Here is a 25,487-nt window from a genome sequence, read left to right on the forward strand (position 1 = left end):
CCCAACCGGCCTGAGCGTCAGCGGCGCTCGAACACCAGCCACTTTTCGCGGTTTTCGCGCAGGCGCGGGACTTCGGTGCGCAGTTGCCAGCCGGACAGATCTTCGCTGCGGGCCAGACCCGGAAAGTCCGTGGGCGAGGCCACCAGCCAGCGGCAGCGTGGTGCGTCCGCTTGCCCGATGCGCCGCACCGTCAGGCCGCCGTGGTGCTGCAGCCCGGCGATGCGCGCGGCATCCAGCCCGTGCACCAGCACACAATCGCCGGGCGCCACCAGCGCGGCGATCCGCCGTGACACCGGAGCCTGCCCCAGGCCGTAGTTCAGCAGCGGCAGCCACAGGGTCATGAGCAGCACCCAGTTCAGCGTCAGGCCGGATGCCGACAGCACCACCCCTTTCCACAGCGCCGGCGCATAGCGCCCCAGGCGCCAGGCCACCAGGCCGATCCAGGCCGCCGTGGCGACCAGCGCCGGCAGCAGCAGCCACCCGTCGAGCACGGGCTCGAACCCCGGAACCAACCGGGCAATGTTGGCGGCGGGTTTGGGCGGGACCCCCGTTTGCATGGCGATCCAGATCAGCCAGACGAGGACCGCCGCCCCGGTAAAAAACAGCACCGCAAACCAGTCGATCAGCGCGCTGACGCTGCGCCGCAGGGTCGGTAGGGCAAACGCCGCCAGCGACGCCAGCGGTGGCAGCGCCAACAGCAGGGTGCGATCGTCGCCACCGTTCAAAAAGGTCATGCCCAGCACCAGCACCACCACCGTCGCGGGCCAGCCGATGTGCGGCGCACGCCAGCGGCCGCGCCAGCGCCACAGCGTCCAGAGCGCAAAGGCCGCTGCCGGCCACAGAAACCACGCAAGCAGCCGCCCCAGCCCCTGCCATGCCGCGAGCGTGGACCAGCCCCCCCAACGCAGGGGGATGAGCTCGGCCGTTTGACCGGCCGCTGCGCCGAGCGCAAACGCCACGCCGGCCGCGCACAGGCTGCCCAATGCCGCGATCCCCCAGACCCTGGGGGGGCGCCCGCAGCGCCACCACCACCACACGCCCGCCGCCGAGACCGCCAGCATGGGCACGGGGCCGCCCGACAACGCCCATCCCCAGGCGCCCGCCCACCACAGCGCCAAGTTGGGCCAGACGGCGGGTCGTGTGGCGTCGGACGGGGAGCGCAGTCCCAGCGCCACCGCATAAAACACCAGCGTGGCAAACCCCAGTTGCGCCGCCGTCGGGGTGGCCTCGTGCGACAGCATGGCCAAACCCAGCGTGGCCACCAGAACGAGCAGGGCACCGTCAGCGAGGGCGCGCGCGTAGTCCGCCGGCCGGGCTTCGCCGCCAAAAGCCAGGCTCAGCGGTTGCGCGGCGGGCTCGCGTGCCAAGTGGTAGGTGGCATACCACGTGGCCGCCAGCGTCAGGCCCAGCAATCCCGCGAAGGGCACGCGAACGGCCAGCTCGGCCGGCAGGGGCAGGGTGCCCAGGGCCAGCGCGCCCAGCCAGTAGGGCAGCCATGCGAGCGTCTCCGCGGGCTGGCCCAGCACCTGGGGCGTCCACCACGGCCCGCCATGGTGCATGTCCAGCATCACGGCAAAGGCGGCCAGATCCTCCGTACGCCACGGGTCCCGTCCCAGAAAGCCGGGCAGGACGTAGGCGGCGATCAACAGCCACGGCACCCAGCGGGGCAGACGGCGGGCGGCATTCGCGGTGACGAGGGCGGGATTGGGGCGCAGCACGGCAAGGGCGGGGCGGCGGGGGGCGAGAGCGAGAGCGAGAGCGTCAATGGGTCGCTAGCCTACACGAGCCGGACAACAAAAAAGCAGCCGCAGGGCTGCTTTCGTGCAGGGGACTCGGCCGCGCGGGGCTGCGGCCGACGACCACAAAGGCTTACTTGCCGACGCGCGCGTAGCGGTTGCGGAACTTCTCGACACGGCCACCCATGGTGTCCACGCTCTTTTGCGTGCCCGTGTAGAAGGGATGCGACTCACTCGACGTTTCCAGCTTGAACAGCGGCAGCTCCCGGCCGTCGTCGAGCTTGATGGTCTCTTTGGTCGGCGCGCACGAGCGGATGATGAACTGGTTGCCGTTGGACAGGTCGACGAAGCACACGTCGCGGTAGTTCGGGTGGATGCCTTCTTTCATGATCGCTTCCTGCTGCAGTAGCCACGACCGGCCCATCCGGCGCACTTGCTGCAAAGCTTCGCATTATACGGCGGACGGCCGCGTTCAACCGCCGCGGCGCATCAGCTCGAAGAACTCCTGGTTGTTCTTCGTCTGCTTCATGCTCTTGAGCACCATCTCCATCGCCTCGATCTCGTCCATGTTGTAGAAGAACTGGCGCAGGATGCGGGTCTTCTGCAGGATCTCCGGCGGCAGCAGCAGTTCCTCGCGCCGCGTGCCGCTGCGGCTGAGCTGGATCGAGGGGAAGACGCGCTTTTCGTACAGGCGGCGGTCCAGGTGCAGTTCGCTGTTGCCGGTGCCCTTGAACTCTTCAAAAATCACTTCGTCCATGCGGCTGCCGGTGTCCACCAGCGCGGTGGCGATGATGGTGAGGCTGCCGCCTTCCTCGACGTTGCGCGCGGCACCGAAGAAGCGCTTGGGCCGCTGCAGCGCGTTGGCGTCCACGCCGCCGGTCAGCACCTTGCCGCTGGAAGGCAGCACGTTGTTGTAGGCGCGCGCCAGCCGGGTGATGGAGTCCAGCAGGATCACCACGTCCTTCTTCAGCTCCACCAGCCGCTTGGCGCGCTCGATCACCATTTCGGCTACGTGCACATGGCGCGCCGCCGGCTCGTCGAAGGTGGAGGCGATGACCTCGCCGCGCACGGTGCGCTGCATCTCGGTCACTTCTTCGGGGCGCTCGTCCACCAGCAGCACCATCAGCGTCACTTCGGGGTAGTTGGCCGTGATGGCGTGCGCCATGTGCTGCATCATGACGGTCTTGCCGCTCTTGGGCGGCGCGACGATCAGCGCGCGCTGGCCCTTGCCGATCGGCGCGATGATGTCGATGATGCGGCCGGTGATGTTTTCCTCGCTCTTGAGCCCCTCACGCTCCAGCTTCATCTGTTCCTTGGGGAACAGCGGCGTGAGGTTCTCGAACATGATCTTGTGCTTGTTCTGCTCCGGCGGCAGCCCGTTGATCTTGTCGAGCTTGTTGAGGGCGAAGTAGCGCTCGCCATCCTTGGGGATGCGCACATCACCCTCGATCATGTCGCCGGTGTGCAGGTTGAAGCGGCGGATCTGGCTGGGCGAGATGTAGATGTCGTCGGTGCTGGCTGTGTAGCTGGCACTCGGGTCGCGCAGGAAGCCGAAACCGTCGGGCAGCACCTCCAGCACGCCGTCGGCGAACACCTGCTCACCGGCCTTGGCGCGCCGTTTGATGATGGCAAACATCAGCTCCTGTTTGCGCATGCGGCCCGTGTTCTCGATCTCGAGCGCCTCGGCCATCTTGAGCAGCTCCGAGACGTGCAGGGCCTTCAGTTCGTTCAGGTGCATGGGGGTCAACTCCGGATGGGGAGTGCGGTATCGGCGAGCCGCCGCGGGGGCGGGCGCCTAAGGCAAGAGAGGATCACGAGGGGCCGACGGTGCCGGCATCTGGATGGGTTGCTGTGGTGGGTCGATCTGACGACCGCAGCGCGGCAGCGAGAGGTACGATGCCGTATCAGCGCATATTATGACATTACCGCCGGCCAACAGACCGGCAGGTAGGCCGAGGCCGTGCGCGAGGCGCCGGCCGGCAAACGGCTATCAGGCCAGGTAGGGCTCGACGAAGGCGGTGAGTTGCGCCTTGCTCAGTGCGCCCACCTTGGTGGCGGCCAATTGGCCGTCCTTGAACAGCATCAGCGTGGGGATGCCGCGGATGCCGTACTGCGCGGGGATGGCCCGGTTCTCGTCCACGTTGACTTTGGCGATTTGCAGCTTGCCTTGGTAGGCGCCGGCCACTTCGTCCAGGATGGGGGCGATCATGCGGCACGGCCCGCACCACTCGGCCCAGAAGTCGACCAGCACCGGCGTCGCCGACTTGAGCACGTCGGCTTCGAAGGTGGCATCGGTCACGTGTTTGATCAGGTCGCTCGCCATGGTGGATGGGCCTCGGGTCGTCTTGTTCGCGTCAACGGAGAAATCGGGGGTGACGAGCCTTGACCCCGGCACTGGCTACACGGTTAGGGCTGCTTGGTTCCCCACCTGACCCGGTTGGCCGCTTCACCATGCGGGAAGGCCCGTCACCCCGCATTGTATGCGACCGCTAGAATCCCCGCATGTCGTATCTGGTCCTGGCCCGCAAGTACCGCCCCAAGACATTTGCCGAGATGGTGGGGCAGGAGCACGTGGTGCAGGCCCTGGGCAATGCGCTGCGCGCGCGGCGGCTGCACCACGCCTACCTGTTCACGGGCACGCGCGGGGTGGGCAAGACCACGGTCTCCCGCATCCTGGCCAAGTCGCTCAACTGCACGGGCCCGGACGGGCAGGGCGACATCACCGACGCGCCGTGTGGCGTGTGCGACGCCTGCCGCGAGATCGACGCGGGCCGCTTCGTGGACTACACGGAGCTGGACGCCGCCTCCAACCGCGGCGTCGACGAGGTGCAGACGCTGCTGGAGCAGGCGGTCTACAAGCCGGTGCAGGGGCGCTTCAAGGTCTTCATGATCGACGAAGTGCACATGCTGACCAACACCGCCTTCAACGCCATGTTGAAGACGCTGGAGGAGCCGCCGGAGTACCTCAAGTTCGTGCTGGCCACCACCGACCCGCAGAAGGTGCCGGTGACGGTGCTGAGCCGCTGCCTGCAGTTCAACCTGCGGCCGATGGCGCCGGCCACCGTCGCCGAGCATCTGCAGCGCGTGCTGGCAGTGGAAGGCATTGCCGCGGACGCACAGGCCGTGCGCCTGCTCTCGCGCGCCGCGCGCGGATCGATGCGCGACGCCTTGAGCCTGACGGATCAGGCCATTGCATTCGGCGGCGGCCGCCTGGACGAAGCCGGAGTACGCCAGATGCTCGGCGTGGTGGACCGCGACCCCGTGTATGGGTTGCTGGAGGCGCTGGCGGCCCGCGACGCGCGCACACTGGTGGCCGCCGTGGAGGACATGCGCCGCAACGGCGTGGCACCCGCCGCGACGCTCGAGGAACTGGTCGCCGCGCTGCAGCGCATGGCGGTGCTGCAATGGACGGGTACGGCGGGGGCCGATGAGCCGCCCGAGCCGCGGCTGGCAGCCCTGGCATCGGCGCTGTCCCCCGATATCACGCAATTGCTCTACAGCCTGTGCCTGCACGGGCGCGGCGAATTGGGTCTGGCCCCCGACGAATATGCCGCGCTGACCATGGTGTTGCTGCGGGCGCTCACCTTTTGGGGCGATGGGCCGAGCGGACAGAGCGCCGGGCAGCTCCCCGCGGGTGTCGAAGGTGCCGTGGCCGTGGCAGCCCCGGCCGTACCGGAAAAAAAAACGCCGGAGAGTCCGCCCCCTCCGCCTGAACCGCCTCAACCGCAGCCATTGCCCCAACCGGCATCGCCACCACCAGCGGGGCCGCCACCGGATACGACCATACCGCCCCCTGTGGCAACCGATGGCGAGGCGACACCCGATGGGTCGCTCGGCGACGAATGGGCGCGTGTGGTCGAGGCGTTGGAGGCGGCCGGGCGCGTACAGGCCCTGGCGCGCGAGCTGGCGCTGCAGGCCGAGCTGATCGAGCGCCGTGCCGAGGGGTGGCGCTTGCGCGTGCCGCGCACCACCCTGGCCCAGGACACCCCGCGCGAGCGCCTGCGCGCCGCCCTGGTCGAGCATCTGGGGGTGGGGGAGGACTGGCGCCTGGTCGTGGAGGTGGGGCCGGCCCCCGACTCCCCGGCCGAACGGCGGGCGGCGGCCCGCCGTGCCCGACAGGCGGCGGCCGAGGCCGCCATTCTGTCCGACCCCTTCGTCCAGGCCATGATGCACGAGTACGGGGCCACCATCGTCCCTGGTAGCATCCAGCCCGTCGACGGCGCTGCCGCCGTCTGAATCCGCATTCACGAAAGTCGCCAACCATGTTCAACAAAGGACAACTCGCGGGCCTGATGAAGCAGGCCCAGGCCATGCAGGACAACCTCAAGCGCGCGCAGGAGGAGCTGGCCCAAATGGAAGTCACCGGCGAATCCGGCGCGGGGCTGGTCAAAGTGGTCATGACGGGCAAGCACGACGTCAAGCGCGTGACCATCGACCCCAGCCTGCTGGCCGACGACAAGGACATGCTCGAAGATCTGGTGGCGGCCGCCTTCAACGCCGCCGTGCGCAAGGTCGAAGAGACCACGCAGGAGCGCATGGCCAAAGTGACGGCCGGCATGCCGGGGCTGCCCGGCGGCATGAAGTTCCCGTTCTGACGGCGCCATTGGTTCGGCCCCCGTCCCCCATGGCCCCGTCGGCCTCGCGGCGGCTCGATCGGCTCGTGCAGGCGCTGCAACGTCTGCCCGGCGTGGGGGCGCGGTCGGCCTCCCGCATGGCGTACCACCTGCTGCAGCACGACCGCGACGGCGCGCTGCAACTGGCGCAGGCGCTGCAGGCCGCGGCCGAAGGCATCCGGCACTGTGCGCTGTGCCACACCTTTTCGGAAGAGGAGGTGTGCCCTACCTGCGCCGATCCGTCCCGCGACACCGGCCTGCTCTGCGTGGTGGAGACGCCCGCCGACCAGGCGGCGCTGGAGCGCACCGGGGCCTATCGCGGCCGCTACTTCGTGTTGATGGGGCGGCTCAGCCCGTTGGACGGCATCGGCCCCGACCACATCGGTGTGCGTCCGCTGCTGGAACGCCTCCAGGCGCAGCCGCCGGTTCGCGAGGTGATCCTGGCCACCAACTTCACCGCCGAAGGCGAGGCCACCGCCCATGTCGTGGGTGAACTGGCGCGGGCCCTGGGCCTGAAGGCCACGCGGCTGGCGCGCGGGGTGCCCGTCGGCAGCGAGCTGGAGTACGTGGACCTGGGCACCATCGCCCACGCGCTGGCCGATCGGCGCTGACACGAACGCCGTGTTGGGCGTCGTCCGGGTCTTCCCGCATGGGGCAGATCCCGATGCCTGCCGGGCCTGGGGCGGCGTACGCTGACGCCAACGGCCCGCACGGGCGGCGACGAGGCGACGGCGATGGACAGGCGGCGGTGCTTGCGCATGGGGGCGATGACGGCGGTGGTCGCTGCCGCCGCGGTGCGCGTGCGGGCGGCGACGCTGCGCCCGGTCACGATCCAGTGGCAGACCGATGCGCCCCTCAAAGTCCTGCCGGTTCGGCTGGCGGAGCGCCTGGGGTATTTCTCTGCCGAAGGCGTGCCTGTGGCGTTCGAGCCCTGGAGCGAGCGGCCGCCGCAGGCGCTGCCGGGGGCACGCCCGCCCGTGCGGGTGAGCGCGGGGGGCTTCGACACCGTGCTGCGGCAGCACCTGCAAGGACAGCCGGAGCTGGTGTTTCTGACCCTGGCGCGGACACCGCAACTGGGCTTTGGTCTGCGGCATCCGTTGCGGGCCGGCGCGGAGCTGCCCCTGCAACTGCAGGATGCCCGCATCGGGGTGCCGCAGACGAGCCGTCTGGCCCAACGGATTGCGTGGTTGGTGGTGCAGGCCCATGGGGCCCAGCCGCGCCCCGCGCAGTTCGTCGCCCTGCCCACGGCGCAGCGGGCGCAGGCCGCGTTTCTGCTCGGCGAGGTGGATGCCGTCTGCGTGGGCGACCCGCTGTTGACGGGCCTGCAACGCCGAGGGGCCATCCGGGTCGTCACGGACACCCGCCACCTGAGCGAGAGCCTGCGCCTGCTTGGCGGCCCCGTGCTGTGCGCGGGGCTGAGCACCCCCGCAGCCATGGTCGAATCGCACGCGGCCGAATTGCAGGCCGTTGCCCGTGCCGTTCAGCGGGCGCTGCGCTGGTTGCAGACGGCCGGGCCGATGGACCTGGCCCCCCATGCCGGTCTCGCCGGCTTTGCCGGTGACCCCGGGGCATTTCTGTCCGTCATCATGCACACCGGGGAGTCGTTTGCCGTGGACGGTGCGGTGGACGAGCGCGCCATCCACAACGTGTTGCGGGTCTTGCGTTCGCTGCCGCAGGGACACCAGTACGACGGTCTGGAGCCAGCGCGCCTCTACACCGCTCGGTTGGTCTCTACGCCTTGAAAAGGCGCCGCATCGTCGCTCGGGGGGATGCGCGGATGGATAATCGGGGCCGTGTCCGCACCATCCTCTGCCCCCGATCCGTCCCCGCAACCCGATCTGTTCGCCGCCTTGCCCACGGGGGCGGTGGCCGATCCCGAATGGCGGCGTGCCGAGGCCTTGCGCCGTGCCCTCCATCACCATGCGTGGCGCTACTATGTGCTCGACGACCCCGAAATCCCGGACGCCGAGTACGACCGCCTCTTCGCCGAGCTACAGGCCATCGAGGCGCGACACCCCGATTGGGTCACGCCCGATTCGCCCACCCAACGCGTCGGGGGGCGCCCGCTGGAAGGTTTTGAGCCGGTGCGCCACACGGTGCCGATGCTCAGCATCCGCACCGAAACCGATACCGAGGCAGGCGCCGCCCTGGCCTTCGACGCCCGTATCCGCAAGGAGCTGGCGCTGGGCCCGGACGACCCGCCGGTGGTCTACGTGGCCGAGCCCAAGTTCGACGGTCTGGCGATCGGGCTGCTGTACGAGCACGGTTTGCTGGTGCGCGCCGCAACGCGCGGCGATGGCGAAACCGGCGAGGACGTGACGCAAAACATCCGCACCATCGGCCAGATTCCATTGCGCCTGCGGGGGGCGGGGGCGGAGATCGAGCGGCTGGAGGTGCGCGGTGAGGTGTACATGCGCCGCGACGATTTCGAGGCGCTCAACGAACGCCAGCGCGCCCGGGGCGACAAGACGTTCGTCAACCCGCGCAATGCCGCCGCCGGCGCCGTGCGCCAGTTGGACCCGGCCGTCACGGCGTCGCGCCCGCTGAGTTTTTTTGCCTATGGCGTGGGCGAATGGCCCGCCGCTTTGGGTGACGGCCCCGAGGGAGGGACCCATTGGCAGGTGCTGCAGGCGCTGCGCGACTGGGGCTTTCCCGTGTCGGACTTGGTGCGCCGCTGCGAAGGGGGCGAGGCCCTGGCGGCCTACCACCGCGACATCGGGGCGCGCCGCGACGCGCTGCCCTTCGATATCGATGGCGTCGTGTACAAGGTGGATCGGCTGGATTGGCAGCGCACCCTGGGCTTCGTCACGCGCGAGCCGCGCTGGGCGATCGCGCACAAGTTCCCCGCGCAGGAGCAGCTCACCCGGGTGCTGGCGATCGACGTGCAGGTGGGGCGCACGGGCAAGCTCACGCCCGTGGCCAAGCTGGAGCCGGTGTTCGTCGGTGGGGTGACCGTGACGAATGCGACGCTGCACAACGCCGACGAAGTGGCGCGCAAGGACGTGCGGGTGGGCGATACCGTGATCGTGCGCCGCGCCGGCGACGTGATCCCGGAAGTGGTGGCCGTGGCGCCGCCCCTGCCGCAGCCGCGCGGCGAGCCCTTCGTGATGCCGTCGGCCTGCCCCGTCTGTGGCAGCGCGGTGGTGCGCGAGGCGGACGAGGTCGACCACCGCTGCTCGGGGGGGCTGTACTGCCCCGCCCAGCGCAAGCAGGCGATCCTGCACTTCGCGCAGCGCCGAGCCATGGACATCGAGGGCCTGGGCGAAAAGCTGGTCGATCAGTTGGTGGACGGCAACGTCGTGCGCGGCGTGGCGGACCTGTACCGGCTGGGCCTGTCGTCGCTGGTCGGGCTGGATCGCATGGCGGACAAATCGGCCTCCAATGTGCTGGCGGCCATCGAGGCGTCCAAGTCCACGACGCTGGCGCGGTTTCTGTTTGGCCTGGGCATCCGCCACGTCGGCGAAAGTACGGCGCGCGATCTGGCCCGCCACTTCGGGCGGCTGGACGCCATCATGGACGCGTCGGTGGACGACCTGCTGCGCGTGCCCGACGTGGGGCCGGTGGTGGCGAACAGCATCCACACCTTTTTTGCGCAGCCGCACAACCGCGAGGTGGTGGAGCAATTGCGCGCCAGCGGCGTGCACTGGCCCGAGCACGACGGCGACGCCAAGGCCGAACCGCTGCCGCTGAGCGGCAAGACCTTCGTGCTGACCGGCACCTTGCCCACCCTGACGCGCGAGGAGGCCAAGGCCCGCATCGAAGCGGCGGGCGGTAAAGTGGCGGGCTCGGTCAGCCGCAAGACCGACTGGGTGGTGGCGGGCGAAGCCGCCGGCAGCAAGCTCGACAAGGCGCGGGAGCTGGGCGTGCCGATCCTCGACGAAGCGGGCCTGATCGCCTTGCTGGACAACCCCGGCGCCGTCAGTCCCGGAAGCGATAGTGATCCCGGTTGAGGACCGCCGCCACCGCCGTCACCTCTTCCGGCCACATCTGCAGGTTGAGTGAAGCGTTGCATTGCTCCACCATGCCGCGCAGCAACCCGGGGGTGTTGATGCGGCCGAGCGGACGGTAGATGCCGCTGCCGTCGCCGCCCACCTTCTCGGTGTGGCACTGGGCACAGCGGTGCTGGCGGATGAGCTGTTCGCCCGCGGCCAGATCGGCGCCGCGGAAGATCGCGGGGACTTCGCCGCGGCTGAGCGTCGGGATCAACAGCACCATCCCCACGATCAGGGGCCAAACGTGTGAAAGGACCATGCCGCACCTCCTTGTGGCGGCACTATAAATCCAGCGCTCAGGTTTCGTCCAGCACCGCCAGCAGATCCTGCGTCAACAGGGCCTGCTCGCGGTGGACGTGGAGCGCGGGGCCGGAGATGACGAAGGTGTCCTCCACCCGCTCGCCCAGCGTCGTGACCTTGGCGAGCTGCAGTTGCACCCGGTGGCGGGCGAACACCCCCGCGATGCGGTAGAGCAGCCCCTTGCGGTCGCTGGCCGAGAGGCTCAGCAGCCAGCGCTGGCCCCGCTCGTCCGGCTGCAGCTGCACGCGCGGCACGACCGGAAAGCTGCGCACGCGGCGCGAGACGCGGCCGCGCCCCGGCGGGGGCAGCGGCGTGGCCGGATCCAGCGCGCGCGGCAGGCCGCTTTCGACCATGCCCACCAGCTCGCGGTAGTGTTCGGACAGGGTTTCCGTCGCGACCTGAAAGGTGTCGAGGGCGCGGCCGTCGCCCGTGGTGTGGATCTTGGCGTCCAGAATGGAAAAGCCGGCCTGGTCGAAGTAGCCGCAAATGCGGGCAAACAGATCGGGCTGGTCGTCCGTGTAGACGAGCACCTGCAGCCCCTCGCCGGCGGGGGACAGGCGGGCGCGCACCAGGGTGAGCGGCGCGCCCGGCGCGGCCTGCGCCAGCGCGCGCGAGAGGTGGCGTGTATGCCAGGCGATCTCGTCGGCGCTGTGGCGCATGAAGTAGCCGACATCCAGCCGTGACCACAGCGCCTGGTGGGCCTGGTGCGGCAGGGCGTGCAGGGCCAGCAGCGCGAGCGCTTCGCGCTTGCAGGCTTCGATTTCGGCGTGGGGGTCCGGCGACCCGCCGCCGAGCGCGCGCAGGGTGGCGCGGTAGAGGTCCTCCAGCAGCTTGGCTTTCCAGCCGTTCCAGACCTTGGGGCTGGTGCCGCGGATGTCGGCCACGGTCAGCAGGTACAGGCCCGTGAGGTGCCGCTCGTCGCCCACGCGCCGCGCAAACGCGCGGATGACGTCCGGATCGCTGATGTCCTCTTTCTGGGCCACCTGGCTCATGGTCAGGTGCTCCGCGACCAGAAAGCGGATCAGCGCCGCATCCTCGCGATCGATGCCGTGTTGGCGCGCGAAGGTCAGCACGTCCCGCGCGCCCAGCACGGAATGGTCGCCGCCCCGGCCCTTGCCGATGTCGTGGAACAGCGCCGCGACGTACAGCACCCACGGCTTGTCCCAGCCGGCCGCCAGCTGCGAGCAAAACGGGTACTCGTGCGCATGCTCCGGGATGAAAAAGCGCCGCATGTTGCGCAGCACCATCAGGATGTGCTGATCCACCGTATAGACGTGGAACAGGTCGTGCTGCATCTGGCCGACCGTATTGCGAAACGGCCACAAGTAGCGCCCCAGCACCGAGGTCTGGTTCATCAGCCGGAAGGCATGTGTGATGCCCTGCGGCTGCTGCAGCATCTGCACGAAGGTGCGGCGGTTGACGGGATCGCGCCTAAACGCCGCATTCATGATGGGGCGGGCGTTGTACAAGGCCCGCAGCGTGCGCGCGGACAAGCCCTTGATGCCCGGGATTTGCTGGTACAGCAAAAAGGTTTCCAGGATCGCGTGCGGCTGCTGGAGATACAGGTCGTCGCTGGCCACCTCCAGCAGGCCGCCCTTGTCCAGAAAGCGCGGGTTCAGCGGGCGCGGGGGCTCCATCCCGTGCTCGTCGCGCTCCAGGCGCTCCTGGATGTTGAGCAGCAGGATCTGGTTGAGCTGCGTCACCGCCTTGGCCGCCCAGTAGTAGCGCCGCATGAGCCGCTCGCTGGCCTTGCGCGCGCGGCGCGCCGATTGCTCGCGGCTGCCGTCGCCCGTGCCCTCGGCCTCGATGCCGAACGAGGCCGCCAGCGCGGTCTGCAGGTCGAACACCAGGCGGTCCTCGCGCCGCTGGGCCAGGGTGTGCAGACGGGCGCGGATGAGGCTCAACAGCGCCTCGTTGGCCTTGAGCTGGCGGGCCTCGCGCGCCGTGGCCAGCCCGCGGCGCGCGAGTTCGCCCCAGGTGTGGCCGAAACCGGCGGCCTTGGCGACCCACAGGATCACCTGCAGGTCACGCAGCCCGCCCGGCGATTCCTTGCAATTGGGCTCCAGCGCGTAGGGCGTGTTCTCGTAGCGCTGGTGGCGTTGCTGCATCTCGAACTGCTTGGCGCGGCAAAACGCCAGCGGGTCGATCTGCTCGTCCAGCGCGCGGCCCAGCGCGACGAAGCGCCGCCGGTCCCCGGCCAGCCAGCGGCTTTCCAGCAGCGCGGTTTGCACCGAGATGTCGGCGGCCGCCTCCTGCAGGCATTCGGTCACGGTGCGCACGCTGGAGGCGATCTCCAGCCCGATGTCCCAGCAGTGGCCGATGAAGCGCTCCAGCGCGGCCTTGAGCGCCGCATCCGCCTCGGCGCGGACGCCGTCGGGCAGCAGCACCAGCACATCGACGTCGGAGTAGGGGAACAGCTCCCCCCGCCCGTAGCCGCCCACGGCCACCAGCGCCAGCGTGTCCGGCAGTCCGGAGGCCGCCCACAGCGTGCGCAGTGTGTCGTCGGTCAGGCGGCTCAGCCGCCGCAACAGAACGCGCACGCCGCGCGAGCGGCCGCTCAGGCCCTCGATGGCGTGCAGCACCCCGCGCTTGGCATCGCGGTAGTGCTGCCGCAGCGCGGCGATGTCCAGACGGTCGGCTGGGGCGGGGCAGGGTGGGGCGGACATGGCTCGGTCACAAGCAAGACCGGGGCCAGATACGGCATCCAGCGGCGACCTCCAGCGGCTGCGTCAAGCCGCAGCCGGGCTGGCCGCTGCCGAGACGAAGGGGGGCGACGCCGGCATGCCGGCCGACCGGGTCAGGATCTCGTAGCCGTCTTCGGTGCACAGCACGGTGTGCTCCCACTGCGCGGACAGCGACCGGTCCTTGGTGATGATCGTCCAGCCGTCGCCCATCTCGCGGATCTCGCGCCGGCCCTGGTTGATCATGGGTTCGATGGTGAACGTCATGCCCGGCCTGATTTCCATCCCCGTGCCGGGGCGGCCGTAGTGCAGCACCTGCGGGTCCTCGTGAAAGCGCTGACCGATGCCGTGGCCGCAGAACTCCCGCACCACGCTGTAACCGGCGCTCTCGGCGTAGGTCTGGATCGCGTGCCCGATATCGCCCAGGCGCACGCCGGGGCGGACCTGCTCGATGCCTTTCCACATGGCCTCGTAGGTCACCTGGCACAAGCGCCGCGCGTGCGGGGGCACCTCACCGACCAGAAACATGCGGCTCGTGTCGCCATGCCAGCCGTCCTTGATGACGGTGACGTCGATGTTGACGATGTCGCCTTTTTTGAGCGGCTTGTCGTTGGGGATGCCGTGGCAGACGACGTGGTTGACCGAGGTGCAGATGCTCTTGGGGTAGGGCTGGTAGCCGCTGGGGGCGTAGTTGAGCGGCGCGGGGATGGCCTGCTGGACGTGCACGATGTAGTCGTGCGCCAGGCGGTCCAGCTCGTTGGTGGTGACGCCCGGCCGCACGTGCGGTGTCAGGTAGTCCAGCACCTCTGCCGCCAGACGTCCGGCGGTGCGCATGCCCTCGATGCCTGCGGCGTCCTTGATGGTGGCTGTCATGTCGTGAATCGTGCGTGTGCGGATGGCCCGTCCGGAGGGGCTCGAACCCCCGACCCACGGCTTAGAAGGCCGTTGCTCTATCCGGCTGAGCTACGGACGGCAGGGGTTTGTTTGTGGTCGGAGCGAAAGGATTCGAACCTTCGACCCTCTGCTCCCAAAGCAGATGCGCTACCAGACTGCGCTACGCTCCGACATCAGCGCGATTGTACCTGCGGGCGGGCATTGGCCAGGGTCGCGAGGCCGCGCTGCACCGCGGGACGCGCGGCGATGCGGTCCAGCCAGGCCTGCACCGCGGGGTGGTCGGACAGCGCCACGCCCTGGTTTTGCCACACGCGCACCCAGGGGAAGGTCGCCACGTCCGCGATGCTGTAGCTGCGCCCGCCGAGCCAGGGGCTGCTTTGCAGGCGGCGCTCCATCACGCCGTACAGGCGACGCGCCTCGTTGGTGTAGCGGTCGACGGCGTAGTCGATTTTTTGCGGTGCGTATATCCGAAAATGGTGCGCTTGGCCCAGCATGGGGCCGACGCCGCCGACCTGGAACATCAGCCACTGCAGCACCTCCCAGCGCTGGCGCTCGCCCTTGGGCAGCAGTTTGCCGGTTTTGCTGGCCAGGTAGAGCAGAATCGCGCCGGACTCGAACAGCGCAATCGGTTTGCCGTCCGGGCCATCGGGGTCGACGATGGCGGGGATTTTGTTGTTGGGGCTGATGCGCAGAAAGTCGGGGGCGAACTGCTCGCCCTTGCCGATGTCCACGGGATGCACCCGCCAGTCGCGCCCCAGGCGCAAGCCGCACTCCTCGAGTGCGATGTGGACCTTGTGGCCGTTGGGGGTGGGCCAGGAATAGACGTCGATCATGGCGGTGGGCGGGTGGGTGGAGGGAGTGCGAATTCTGACCTAGGGTGGTAGAATAATGATCTCACGACCGAATGGGCGGGTGCACACCGGCCCATTTTTTTTGGTCGAACGCGATCGAGCGCCATCCAGCGCAAGGCGCAATCAGGCACCGCCCGGTGCCGACACGAAAGGCGAAAACGGGACGCATGAGCTGGCAGCAGGTGGTGGAGCAGACGGTGGTCGGGCTCGGATATGACTTGGTGGACCTGGAGCGGTCCGCCGGCGGCTTGCTGCGCGTGACCATCGATTGGCCCTGGGATGCGACGCAGGCGCAGGAGCGCTTCATCACCGTCGAGGACTGCGAGCGCGTCACACGCCAGCTCCAGTATGTCCTGGAGGTCGAGGCCGTGGACTATCGCCGCCTCGAGGTGGGGTCGCCCGGTATCGACCGCCCGCTGCGCCACGCCCGCGATTACGAGCGCTTCGTCGGCGAGACCGTCGATGTCACGCTGCGCGCGCCCATCGGGGCGGCCGGCGCGGGGGCGGTGGCGCCGGGGCGCAAAAAGTTTCGTGGCGTCTTGCGCCGCGGCGAGGCGCCCGGGGCGTGGCAGCTCGAGCTGGTCGAGGACGCGCCCGCCAAACCGGCCGCCAAGTCGTCGCGCCGCCCCGCCGAGCCCGCAGCCGTGCAGGTGCTCGGCTTCACGCTCGACGAGGTGCGCGAGGCACGGCTGGCGCCGATCGTGGATTTCAAGGGGCGTCGCCCGCGCGGCGCCGCCGGTAACGCATAAGAGTACGCAGGCAGTGAAAGGCAGGCCAGAGCAATGAACCGCGAAATGTTGATGTTGATCGATGCCATCTCGCGCGAGAAGAACGTGGAGCCGCGCGTCGTGCTGGGCGCGGTGGAGTCCGCGCTGGCGTCGGCCACCAAAAAGCTGCTGGGCGGCGAGGTGGACGTGCGGGTGTCGATCGACCCCGACACCGGCGCCTACGAAACCTTCCAGCGCTGGAAGGTGGTGCCGGATGAGGCCGGCCTGCAAAACCCCGATGCCGAGGAGCTGTACTCCGACGCCGTGGAGGACCACCCCGGCATCCAGGTGGGCGATTTCATCGAAAAGCCGATCGAGAGCGTGCCCATTGGCCGCATCGGCGCGATGGCGGCCAAGCAGGTGATCCTGCAAAAGATCCGTGACGCCGAGCGCGAGATGCTGCTCAACGATTTTCTGTCGCGTGGCGACAAGATCTTCGTGGGCACCGTCAAGCGGCTGGACAAGGGCGATGTGATCGTCGAGAGCGGCCGTGTCGAAGGGCGGCTCAAGCGCAGCGAGATGATCCCGAAGGAAAACTTCCGCTCGGGCGACCGCGTGCGCGCCCTCATCATCGAGGTGGACCCGACCCTGCGGGGCGCGCCCATTCTGCTGTCGCGCGCCAGCCCGGAGTTCATGATCGAGCTGTTCCGCCAGGAGGTGCCCGAGATCGAGCAGGGCCTGCTGGAGATCAAGGCCTGCGCGCGCGATCCGGGCAGTCGCGCCAAGATCGCCGTGCTGTCGCACGACCGCCGCATCGACCCCATCGGCACCTGTGTCGGAGTGCGCGGCTCGCGCGTCAACGCGGTGACCAACGAGCTGTCCGGCGAGCGCGTGGACATCGTGCTGTGGAGCGACGATCCGGCCCAGTTCGTGATCGGCGCGTTGGCACCGGCCAATGTGCAGTCCATCGTCGTCGATGAAGAGCGGCACGCGATGGACGTGGTCGTCGACGAGGAAAACCTGGCCATCGCCATCGGCCGCGGCGGGCAGAACGTCCGGCTCGCATCCGACTTGACGGGCTGGAAGATCAACATCATGACGGCCGAGGAATCGGCCGAGAAGCAGGCCCAGGAGCGCCAGGCGCTGCGCGAGCTGTTCATGAGCAAGCTCGACGTCGACGAGGAGATCGCCGACATCTTGATCGAGGAAGGCTTCACCAGCCTCGAGGAAGTGGCTTATGTGCCGCTGCAAGAGATGCTGGAGATCGAGGCCTTCGACGAGGACACCGTCAACGAGCTGCGCGCCCGCGCCAAGGACGCGCTGCTGACGATGGAGATCGCCAAGGAGGAAAGCGTCGAGGAGGTCTCGCAGGATCTGCGCGATCTGGACGGGCTGACCACCGACCTGATCGCCAAGCTGGCCGATGCCGGTGTGCACACGCTCGACGACCTGGCCGATCTGGCCGTCGACGAATTGGTCGAGATCACGGGACAGAGCCGCGAGGAAGCGACGGCCCTGATCATGAAGGCGCGCGAACACTGGTTCGCCGGCGATGCATCGTCCGCGCGTTCGTGAACAGCCCAGCCGAGGAGAAGGACACCGTATGTCGAGTAACACCGTCGCCGAATTCGCCGCCGAACTGAACAAACCCGTCTCGCTGCTGCTGGAGCAGTTCGTCGCCGCTGGTGTGGACAAGCACGCCGGCAGCGACCCCGTCACCGAGGCGGACAAGCAGCGCCTGCTCGCCCACCTCAAGGCCGCCCACGGCACCCTGGGGCAGGAGCGGCGCAAGATCACGCTGACCAAGCGCTCGACCACCGAGATCAAGCAAGCCGACGCCTCCGGCCGTGCGCGCACCATCCAAGTGGAGGTGCGCAAGAAGCGCACTTTCGTCAAGCGCGACGACGAGGCCGAGCGCGCCAGCGACGCTGCCGCCCAGGCCGAGGAAGCGGCGCAGGCGGCCGAACTGGCCCGGCTGGAAGAAGAGGCGCGGCTGCAGGCGGAGCGCCTGCGTCAGGAAGAGGAAGAACTCGCCCGCAAGCGCCGCGAGCGCGAAGAGGCCGAGGCCCGCGCCGCCGAGGAGGCCCGGCTGGCCCGCGAAGCGGCCGAAGCCCGGGCCCGAGCCGAGCGCGAGGCGGCGGCCCTGAAGGCCCGCGCCGAAACCGCCGTCGCCACGACCGGCGAGTCGGTCGCCGACGAGCCCGCGGCCCCGGCCCAACCGGCGGCCGATGAGGCGGTGCGCGCGGCAGCCGAGCGCGCCGAGGCCGAACAGGCGGAGCAGGCCCGCCGGGCGGCGGAGCAAGCCGCCGAGAAGGCCGCCGAAAAAGCGGCCGAGGAAGCCCGCGTGCGCGAAATCGAAGAACGTCGCCGCAAGGCGCTGGCCGAGGCGGAAGCCATCCGGGCCATGATGGCCCAGCCGCGCAAGGTGCTGGTGGCCAAGAAGCCCGAGGAACCCAAGCCCGCGGCCGAAGCCAAGCCGGGCATCAAGGGCACGCTGCACAAGCCCGCGGGCACGCCCGCGCGTCCGCCCGCCGGCGCACCGGCGGCGCCTTCGGCCAAGAAGGAGGTCAAGTCCGAGGCGCTGTCGTCGTCGTGGAAGGACGAGGCCGGCAAGAAGAAGGAGCTCAAGACGCGCGGCGACAGCGGTCCGGCACGCTCGGGCAGCAATTGGCGCGCCGGCCCGAAGGGCAAGCCCGGCCGCGGCGGACGGGACGAGCGCGGCGCCTCTGCCGCCCCCGCCAGCGAGCAGCGTGTCATCGAAGTGCACGTGCCTGAGACCATCACCGTGGCCGAACTGGCCCACAAGATGGCGCTCAAGGCGTCCGAGGTCATCAAGCAGCTCATGAAGCTGGGTCAGATGGTGACCATCAACCAGTCGCTGGACCAGGACACGGCGATGATCGTCGTCGAGGAGCTGGGCCACAAGGCGGTGGCCGCGGCCCTGGACGACCCGGAGGCCTTCTCGGAAGAGGAAGCGGTGCTGTACCAGGGCGAGGAGAAGCCCCGCCCGCCGGTCGTCACGGTCATGGGCCACGTCGACCACGGCAAGACCTCGCTGCTGGACTACATCCGCCGCGCCAAGGTCGCCGCGGGCGAGGCCGGTGGCATCACCCAGCACATTGGCGCCTACCACGTCGAGACGCCGCGCGGCGTCGTCACCTTCCTGGACACGCCGGGTCACGAAGCGTTCACCGCCATGCGGGCGCGCGGCGCGCAGGCCACCGACATCGTCATCCTGGTGGTGGCGGCCGACGACGGCGTGATGCCGCAGACGCGCGAGGCGATCAAGCACGCCAAGGCGGCGGGGGTGCCGATCGTGGTGGCGCTCACCAAGATCGACAAGCCCGAGGCCAACCCCGACCGCGTCAAGCAGGAGCTGGTGGCCGAGGAGGTGGTGCCCGAGGAGTATGGCGGCGATTCGCCCTTCATTGGCGTGTCGTCCAAGACCGGCCAGGGCATCGACGAGCTGCTGGAAAACGTGTTGCTGCAGGCCGAGGTGCTGGAGCTGAAGGCCCCGGTGGACGCCAAGGCCAAGGGCTTGGTGATCGAGGCGCGGCTGGACAAAGGCCGCGGCCCCGTGGCGACCGCCCTGGTGCAGTCGGGTACGCTGCGCGTCGGCGACGTGGTGCTGGCCGGTCAGACCTATGGCCGGGTGCGCGCCATGCTCGACGAGGCCGGCCGTCCGGTCAAGGAAGCCGGGCCGTCCATCCCGGTGGAGATCCAGGGCCTGGCCGAGGTGCCGCTGGCGGGCGACGACTTCATGGTCATGGCCGATGAGCGCCGCGCGCGCGAAATCGCCACCTACCGCGCCGGCAAGTACCGCAGCACCAAGCTGGCCAAGCAACAGGCGGCCAAGCTGGAGAACATGTTTGCCGAGATGGCGGCGGGCGAGGTCAAGACCCTGCCCATCATCATCAAGGCGGATGTGCAAGGCTCGCAGGAGGCGCTGTCGGCCGCGCTGCTCAAGCTCTCCACCGACGAGGTGCGGGTGCAGCTCGTGTACGCGGGCGTGGGCGGCATCAGCGAATCCGACGTCAACCTGGCGATCGCGTCCAAGGCCATCATCATCGGCTTCAACACCCGCGCCGACGCCAACGCGCGCAAGGTGGCCGAGGCCAGCGACGTCGAGATCCGCTACTACAACATCATCTACGACGCGGTGGACGACCTGAAGGCCGCGATGGCGGGGCTGCTCGCGCCCGAGAAGCGCGAGGAAGTCATCGGCATGGCCGAGATCCGCAGCGTCTTCGTCGCCTCCAAGATCGGCACCGTGGCGGGCTGTATGGTCACGCAGGGCCACGTCACACGCAGCGCGCATTTCCGCCTGCTGCGCGACAATGTGGTCATCTACACCGGCGAGCTGGAGTCGCTCAAGCGCTTCAAGGACGATGTGCGCGAGGTCAAGGAAGGCTTCGAGTGCGGCATCAAGCTCAAGAACTACAACGACATCCAGGAAGGGGATCAGTTGGAGTTCTTCGAGATCAAGGAAATCGCGCGCACGCTGTAAGAGACCCGCATGGCGACGAGAAAGGCATCCAACCGCGGCCTGAAGGTGGCCGACCAGATCCAGCGCGACCTGAGCGAGCTGATCCCGCGCGAGCTCAAGGATCCGCGTCTGGGCATGGTCACCATCCAGGCCGTTGAGGTGTCGCCCGACTATGCGCACGCCAAGGTGTACTTCAGCGTGCTGGTCGGCGACCCGCAAGACAGCCAGGACGCGCTCAACCAGGGCGCGGGCTTTTTGCGCAATGCCTTGTTCAAGCGGCTGCACATCCACACGGTGCCGACGCTGCACTTCGTCTACGACCGCTCCATTGAGCGGGCGGCGGACATGAACGCCCTGATCGCCAAGGCGGTCGCCTCGCGCGGCAAGGACGAGGACGCGACATGACGGCCGAGCCCCGTGCACGGGTGCCGCGGCGCCCCGTGCATGGGGTGCTGCTGCTGGACAAACCCGTCGGTTTGTCCGCGCAGGCGGCGGTGTCCAAGGTCAAATGGCTGCTGGCGGCCGAAAAGGCCGGCCACACCGGCACCCTCGACCCGCTGGCCAGCGGGCTGTTGCCGGTGTGTCTGGGCGCGGCCACCAAGTTTGCGCAGGTGCAACTGGAGGCCGACAAGGCCTACGAGGCCGTGCTGCGCCTGGGTGTGCGCACCACCACCGGCGATGCCGAGGGCGAGGTGATCGCCACCGCGCCGGTGGACGCGGCCCGGCTGACCCCCTCGCGGCTGGCCGAGCTGGCGCGCCGCTTCACCGGCGTGATCGAGCAGATTCCGCCGATGCACAGTGCCCTCAAAAAGGACGGCAAGGCGCTGTACGAATATGCGCGTGCGGGCATCGAGGTCGAGCGCGCGCCGCGCCGCGTGACGATCCATGCGTTGACGCTGGAGCCGATGCCCGACGACCCCGCCGCGCTGCGCCTGCGAGTGCGCTGCAGCAAAGGCACCTATGTGCGCACGCTGGCCGAGGACATCGGCGCGGCGCTGGGCTGTGGCGCGCACCTGACCGCGCTGCGGCGCACCGCCACCGGGGGGCTGACGCTGCCGCAGGCGATCACGCTGGACGCGCTGGAAGCCCTGTCTCCACCGCAACGCCTGCGCTGCCTGCTGCCCCCCGAGACCTTGCTGGAGGGCGCGCCGCGCGTCGTGCTGGATGAGCGCGATGCGGGCCGTTTTCTGAGCGGTTTGCGCCGCCGCGGCCCGTGGCCGCCCGCTGAACTGGTTGCCGTGTTCGGCGACCGCCCGCGGGCCCTGCTGGGCACCGCCCGCTGTGCCGGCGGCGAATTGATTCCGGCGCGTCTGCTCGCGCCCACCGAAGTTTCCCAATATCTGCAACAGGCTGCACCATGACCTCCCGCCCCCCGATTCGCAACATCGCGATCATCGCCCACGTCGACCACGGCAAAACGACCATGGTCGACCAACTGCTGCGCCAGTCCGGCACCTTTGCCGCCCATGAGAAGGTGGAGGACACGGTCATGGACAGCAACGCGCTCGAACGCGAGCGCGGCATCACCATCCTGGCCAAGAACTGCGCCGTGCGCTGGAACGGCACGCACATCAACATCGTGGACACACCGGGCCACGCCGACTTTGGCGGCGAGGTCGAGCGCGCGCTGTCCATGGTGGATGGCGTGCTGCTGCTGATCGACGCCCAGGAAGGGCCGATGCCGCAGACACGTTTCGTGACCAAGAAGGCGCTGGCGCTGGGCCTCAAGCCCATCGTGGTGGTCAACAAGGTGGACAAGCCCGGGGCCAATTGCGACAAGGTGATCAACGCCGCGTTCGACCTGTTCGACAAGCTGGGGGCGACCGACGAGCAGCTGGATTTTCCGGTGGTGTATGCCTCGGGCATCAACGGCTGGTCGTCGCTGACCGAGGGGGCGCCTGGCGAGCGCTGGGGGCCGGACATGTCCGCGCTGTTCGAGACCATCCTCAAACATGTGCCCGCCCACGAGGGCGATCCCGCTGCGCCGCTGCAACTGCAGATTTCGGCGCTGGACTACAACAGCTTCGTGGGCCGCATTGGCGTGGGCCGCATCAACGCCGGCACGCTGCGGCCGGCAATGGACGTGCTGGTCATGGAGGGGCCGGACGGCCGGCAGTTCAAGGGCCGCATCAACCAGGTGCACAAGTTCCAGGGGCTGGACCGGGTGCAGGTGAGCGAGGCCGGGCCGGGCGACATCGTGCTGATCAACGGCATCGACGAGATCGGCATCGGTGTGACGGTCACCGACATCGCCAACCCGCGGCCGCTGCCCATGCTCAAGATCGACGAGCCGACGCTGACGATGAATTTTTGCGTCAACACCTCGCCGCTGGCCGGGCGTGAGGGCAAGTTCGTCACCAGCCGGCAAATCTGGGACCGGCTGCAAAAGGAGCTGCAATCCAACGTGGCGCTGCGCGTGCGCGAGACGGGCGAGGACGGAGTCTTCGAAGTCTCGGGCCGGGGCGAGCTGCACCTGACCATCCTGCTGGAGAACATGCGCCGCGAGGGTTACGAGCTGGCCGTGAGCAAGCCGCGCGTCGTGTTCAAAGAGATCGACGGCGTGCGGTGCGAGCCGATCGAGCTGGTGACCTGCGACATCGAGGAGCAGCACCAGGGCGGCGTGATGCAGGCGCTGGGCGAGCGCAAGGGAGAGTTGGTGAACATGGAGCCCGACGGCCGCGGCCGCGTGCGGCTGGAGTACCGCATCCCGGCGCGGGGGCTGATCGGTTTTTCCAACGAATTCCTCAACCTCACGCGCGGCTCGGGCCTGATCTCCAATATCTTTGACGGCTACGAGCCGCACAAGGGCGACATCGGCGGTCGCAAGAACGGCGTGCTCATCAGCATGGACGACGGCGAGATCTTCACCTACGCGCTGGGCAAGCTGGACGATCGCGGCCGCATGTTCGTCAAGGCCGGCGACCCGGTGTACGAGGGCATGATCGTCGGCGTGCACAACCGCGATAACGACCTGGTGGTCAATGCGACGCGCACCAAGCAGCTGACCAATTTCCGCGTCTCGGGCAAGGAGGATGCGATCAAGATCACCCCGCCCATCGAGCTGACGCTGGAGTACGCGGTCGAGTTCATCGAGGATGACGAGCTGGTGGAAATCACGCCCAAGAGCATCCGCCTGCGCAAGCGCTACCTGAAGGAGCACGAGCGCAAGCGCGCCGCGCGGGAAGGCGCATGACGCTGCGTCACGGGCAGGCCGTCGCCCTGATGGTGGCGGTGACGTTCCTGTGGGCGACGGCGGGCGTGGTCACGCGCCAGCTCGAGCAGGCGCAGGCGTTCGAGATCACCTTCTGGCGCAGCGCGTTCACCGCGCTGTCGCTGGCGCTGATCCTGCCTCTGTGGCAGGGTCGCGGCGTGTGGCGCCGGATGGTCACCAGCGGCCGCGCTCTGTGGTGGTCGGGGGTGTGCTGGGCGGTCATGTTCACCGCCTTCATGATCGCGCTGGCGCTGACCAGTGTGGCCAATGTGCTGATCACGCTGGCGGCCGGGCCGCTGCTGACGGCGCTCATCTCGCGCCTGTTCTTCGGGCAGCGGCTGGCGCGACAGACCTGGGCGGCCATCGTGGTGGCGGGCCTGGGCATCGCATGGATGTTTGCGCGCCAACTGGGCGAGGGCGGCTGGCTGGGCAGCGTGGTGGCGCTGGGCGCCCCGCTGGGGGGCGCCTTCAACTGGAATCTGGTGCAGCGCAGCCAGCGCGAAGGGCACGGGGTGGATTTGGTGCCCGCCGTGCTGGTGGGCGCCGCCGTGTCGGCGGCGGTGACGCTGCCGCTGGCCTGGCCGCTGCGGGCCAGCGCGCACGACGTGGCGTGGCTGGCGGGGCTGGGCGTGTGGCAACTGGCGGTGCCGTGCGTGCTGGCCGTCGTCTGCGCGCGTGTGCTCAAGCCCACCGAGGTTTCGATGCTGGCCTTGCTGGAGGTGCTCTTTGGCATCGTGCTGGCGTGGCTGGGCGCGGGCGAGGTGCCTTCGCCCGCCGTCTGGCAAGGCGGCGCCCTGGTGCTGGGCGCATTGCTGACCCACTTGTGGTTGACCCAACGGAAGGAGACATCCCCATGACTTCGCGCTGGAGCGATTTCGTCCACATCGAGCGCACGCCCAACGGCGTCGGGCGCATCACCCTCGACCGACCCAAGGCCCTCAATGCCCTGGATCTGGGCATGATCCGGGCGCTCGCCGAGGCGTTGCTCGCCTGGCGCGATGACCCCGCCGTGGTGGCGGTGGCGATTCGCGGCACCTCCAAGGACGGGCCGTTCGGGGCCTTTTGCGCGGGCGGGGACATCCGCTTCTTCCATCAGGCCGCGCTGGCGGGCGATCCGCGGCTGGAGGACTTCTTTACCGAGGAGTACGCCCTCAACCACCTGATCTTTACCTACCCCAAGCCGTATATCGCTTTCATGGACGGCATCGTCATGGGTGGCGGTATGGGCATCAGCCAGGGCGGGCGCTGCCGCATCGTCACCGAGCGCACCAAGATGGCCATGCCCGAGACCAACATCGGGCTGTTCCCAGATGTCGGCGGAGGGCATTTCCTGAGCCGCTGCCCGGGGCATGTCGGGGAGTATCTGGGGCTGACCGGGGTGGTCGTCGGGGCGGATGCGGCGCTGGCCTGGGGCCTGGCCGATGTGGCCGCCCCCGCGGCCGATCTGCCGCGCGCGTGGGACGCACTCGCCACCGTGCAGGCGGATAGCCCCCAGGCGTTCGAGGCTGCGTGGCGTGGGTGGACGGCGCAGGCCGGCTGGCGCAGCGCGGGGCCTCGCACCGTGGCGCCGCTGGCGCCAGAGGTGGATGCCGCCTTTGGTGCCGACACCGTGGGCGGCATCGTGCAGGCGCTGCAGGCGGCCGGCACGGACGCGGCGGCACAGGCCCTGGCCACACTGCGCCTGCGCAGCCCGCTGATGCTGCATGTGGTGCTGGAACATGTGCGGCGCGCGCGGGGCATGACCCTGGCCGAGGATCTGCGCCTGGAGCGGGACCTGGTGCGCCATTGCTTCCATCCCCGCCATCTGGGGCGCTCGCCAGCCGAGGGGGAGACGGTCGAGGGCATCCGCGCCCTGGCGGTGGACAAGGACCAGCAGCCGCGTTGGAACCCGGCGCGCATCGAGGACGTGACGGCGGCGATGGTGGCGCCGTTCTTCGACAGCCCCTGGCCCGCGCACGCGCATCCGCTCGGGCATTTGCGCTGATTCGTCCCTCCGGCGGCCGGCGCCGCCGGGGC

The 25,487-nt window shown here is 69.1% G+C and carries 21 protein-coding genes, 2 tRNA genes and 1 other RNA gene; 13 read left to right on the forward strand and 11 right to left on the reverse strand.

Features of this window, described 5'->3' with window-relative positions; genetic code table 11:
* Positions 1 to 17: 17 nt before the first annotated feature.
* From A9O67_RS09500 to ffs, 5 genes are all read right to left on the reverse strand, one after another.
* Positions 18 to 1,718, reverse strand: coding sequence for a hypothetical protein (locus tag A9O67_RS09500; protein WP_068609534.1), 1,701 nt, complete (start codon positions 1,716 to 1,718; stop codon positions 18 to 20).
* Between the two features lie 151 nt (positions 1,719 to 1,869).
* Positions 1,870 to 2,124, reverse strand: coding sequence for a type B 50S ribosomal protein L31 (locus A9O67_RS09505; RefSeq protein ID WP_068609972.1), 255 nt, complete (start codon positions 2,122 to 2,124; stop codon positions 1,870 to 1,872).
* An 84-nt stretch (positions 2,125 to 2,208) separates the two neighbouring features.
* A complete protein-coding gene (gene rho / locus A9O67_RS09510) occupies positions 2,209 to 3,474 on the reverse strand; it encodes a transcription termination factor Rho (protein WP_068609535.1) in 1,266 nt (421 codons plus the stop codon).
* Between the two features lie 252 nt (positions 3,475 to 3,726).
* Positions 3,727 to 4,059, reverse strand: coding sequence for a thioredoxin TrxA (gene trxA, locus A9O67_RS09515; RefSeq protein ID WP_068609536.1), 333 nt, complete (start codon positions 4,057 to 4,059; stop codon positions 3,727 to 3,729).
* Between the two features lie 48 nt (positions 4,060 to 4,107).
* Positions 4,108 to 4,204: signal recognition particle sRNA small type (gene ffs / locus A9O67_RS09520), an RNA gene on the reverse strand.
* Between the two features lie 34 nt (positions 4,205 to 4,238).
* Here ffs and dnaX point away from each other — a divergent pair.
* The 5 genes from dnaX (at position 4,239) to ligA (ending at position 10,299) form a co-directional block, all read left to right on the forward strand.
* Positions 4,239 to 5,972, forward strand: coding sequence for a DNA polymerase III subunit gamma/tau (gene dnaX / locus A9O67_RS09525; protein WP_068609537.1), 1,734 nt, complete (start codon positions 4,239 to 4,241; stop codon positions 5,970 to 5,972).
* 26 nt (positions 5,973 to 5,998) lie between these two features.
* Positions 5,999 to 6,331, forward strand: coding sequence for a YbaB/EbfC family nucleoid-associated protein (locus A9O67_RS09530; RefSeq protein WP_068609539.1), 333 nt, complete (start codon positions 5,999 to 6,001; stop codon positions 6,329 to 6,331).
* Positions 6,332 to 6,360: 29 nt separating this feature from the next.
* Positions 6,361 to 6,960 carry a recombination mediator RecR gene (recR, locus tag A9O67_RS09535; protein ID WP_068609546.1) on the forward strand — a complete coding sequence of 200 codons (600 nt, stop codon included), beginning with the start codon at positions 6,361 to 6,363 and terminating at the stop codon, positions 6,958 to 6,960.
* Between the two features lie 147 nt (positions 6,961 to 7,107).
* A complete protein-coding gene (locus A9O67_RS09540; RefSeq protein ID WP_068609548.1) occupies positions 7,108 to 8,091 on the forward strand; it encodes an ABC transporter substrate-binding protein in 984 nt (327 codons plus the stop codon).
* Between the two features lie 96 nt (positions 8,092 to 8,187).
* Positions 8,188 to 10,299 (forward strand): NAD-dependent DNA ligase LigA, encoded by a 2,112-nt coding sequence (ligA, locus tag A9O67_RS09545; RefSeq protein WP_068609974.1) that lies wholly within the window; start codon positions 8,188 to 8,190, stop codon positions 10,297 to 10,299.
* On the opposite strand, the gene A9O67_RS09550 is transcribed toward ligA, so the two are convergent.
* The 6 genes from A9O67_RS09550 to A9O67_RS09575 form a co-directional block, all read right to left on the reverse strand.
* Entirely contained in the window at positions 10,268 to 10,600 is a 333-nt protein-coding gene (locus A9O67_RS09550) for a cytochrome c (RefSeq protein ID WP_068609550.1), read from the reverse strand. The two genes, ligA and A9O67_RS09550, sit on opposite strands and share 32 nt — an antisense overlap.
* Positions 10,601 to 10,637: 37 nt before the next feature.
* Positions 10,638 to 13,307, reverse strand: a complete 2,670-nt coding sequence (locus A9O67_RS09555) for a [protein-PII] uridylyltransferase (RefSeq protein ID WP_068609552.1) — start codon at positions 13,305 to 13,307, stop codon at positions 10,638 to 10,640.
* Between the two features lie 63 nt (positions 13,308 to 13,370).
* The gene (gene map / locus A9O67_RS09560; protein ID WP_269451565.1) at positions 13,371 to 14,204 is read right to left on the reverse strand and encodes a type I methionyl aminopeptidase; all 834 of its coding nucleotides are present in this window, start codon (positions 14,202 to 14,204) and stop codon (positions 13,371 to 13,373) included.
* Between the two features lie 14 nt (positions 14,205 to 14,218).
* A tRNA-Arg gene (locus A9O67_RS09565) sits at positions 14,219 to 14,295 on the reverse strand.
* 14 nt (positions 14,296 to 14,309) lie between these two features.
* A tRNA-Pro gene (locus A9O67_RS09570) sits at positions 14,310 to 14,386 on the reverse strand.
* 3 nt (positions 14,387 to 14,389) lie between these two features.
* Positions 14,390 to 15,049 (reverse strand): glutathione binding-like protein, encoded by a 660-nt coding sequence (locus tag A9O67_RS09575; protein WP_068609556.1) that lies wholly within the window; start codon positions 15,047 to 15,049, stop codon positions 14,390 to 14,392.
* 185 nt (positions 15,050 to 15,234) lie between these two features.
* On the opposite strand from A9O67_RS09575, the gene rimP reads away from it, so the two are divergent.
* Genes rimP through A9O67_RS09615 form a run of 8 tightly spaced genes read left to right on the forward strand, consistent with a single transcriptional unit; the run spans position 15,235 to position 25,455 of the window.
* The gene (rimP, locus tag A9O67_RS09580; RefSeq protein WP_068609559.1) at positions 15,235 to 15,816 is read left to right on the forward strand and encodes a ribosome maturation factor RimP; all 582 of its coding nucleotides are present in this window, start codon (positions 15,235 to 15,237) and stop codon (positions 15,814 to 15,816) included.
* Between the two features lie 33 nt (positions 15,817 to 15,849).
* A complete protein-coding gene (gene nusA, locus A9O67_RS09585; RefSeq protein WP_068609561.1) occupies positions 15,850 to 17,349 on the forward strand; it encodes a transcription termination factor NusA in 1,500 nt (499 codons plus the stop codon).
* A gap of 28 nt (positions 17,350 to 17,377) precedes the next feature.
* Positions 17,378 to 20,281, forward strand: a complete 2,904-nt coding sequence (gene infB / locus A9O67_RS09590; RefSeq protein ID WP_068609563.1) for a translation initiation factor IF-2 — start codon at positions 17,378 to 17,380, stop codon at positions 20,279 to 20,281.
* Between the two features lie 9 nt (positions 20,282 to 20,290).
* Positions 20,291 to 20,665, forward strand: a complete 375-nt coding sequence (rbfA, locus tag A9O67_RS09595; protein ID WP_068609565.1) for a 30S ribosome-binding factor RbfA — start codon at positions 20,291 to 20,293, stop codon at positions 20,663 to 20,665.
* Positions 20,662 to 21,621 carry a tRNA pseudouridine(55) synthase TruB gene (gene truB / locus A9O67_RS09600; RefSeq protein WP_068609568.1) on the forward strand — a complete coding sequence of 320 codons (960 nt, stop codon included), beginning with the start codon at positions 20,662 to 20,664 and terminating at the stop codon, positions 21,619 to 21,621. The genes rbfA and truB overlap by 4 nt, the downstream gene beginning before the upstream one ends.
* Entirely contained in the window at positions 21,618 to 23,453 is a 1,836-nt protein-coding gene (gene typA, locus A9O67_RS09605) for a translational GTPase TypA (protein ID WP_068609570.1), read from the forward strand. Before truB ends, typA begins: the two co-directional genes overlap by 4 nt.
* A complete protein-coding gene (locus tag A9O67_RS09610; RefSeq protein WP_068609572.1) occupies positions 23,450 to 24,328 on the forward strand; it encodes a DMT family transporter in 879 nt (292 codons plus the stop codon). Before typA ends, A9O67_RS09610 begins: the two co-directional genes overlap by 4 nt.
* Entirely contained in the window at positions 24,325 to 25,455 is a 1,131-nt protein-coding gene (locus A9O67_RS09615) for an enoyl-CoA hydratase/isomerase family protein (RefSeq protein WP_068609574.1), read from the forward strand. The genes A9O67_RS09610 and A9O67_RS09615 overlap by 4 nt, the downstream gene beginning before the upstream one ends.
* Positions 25,456 to 25,487: the final 32 nt, after the last annotated feature.

The organism is Tepidimonas fonticaldi, from assembly GCF_001675355.1.
Taxonomy (GTDB): domain Bacteria; phylum Pseudomonadota; class Gammaproteobacteria; order Burkholderiales; family Burkholderiaceae_C; genus Tepidimonas; species Tepidimonas fonticaldi.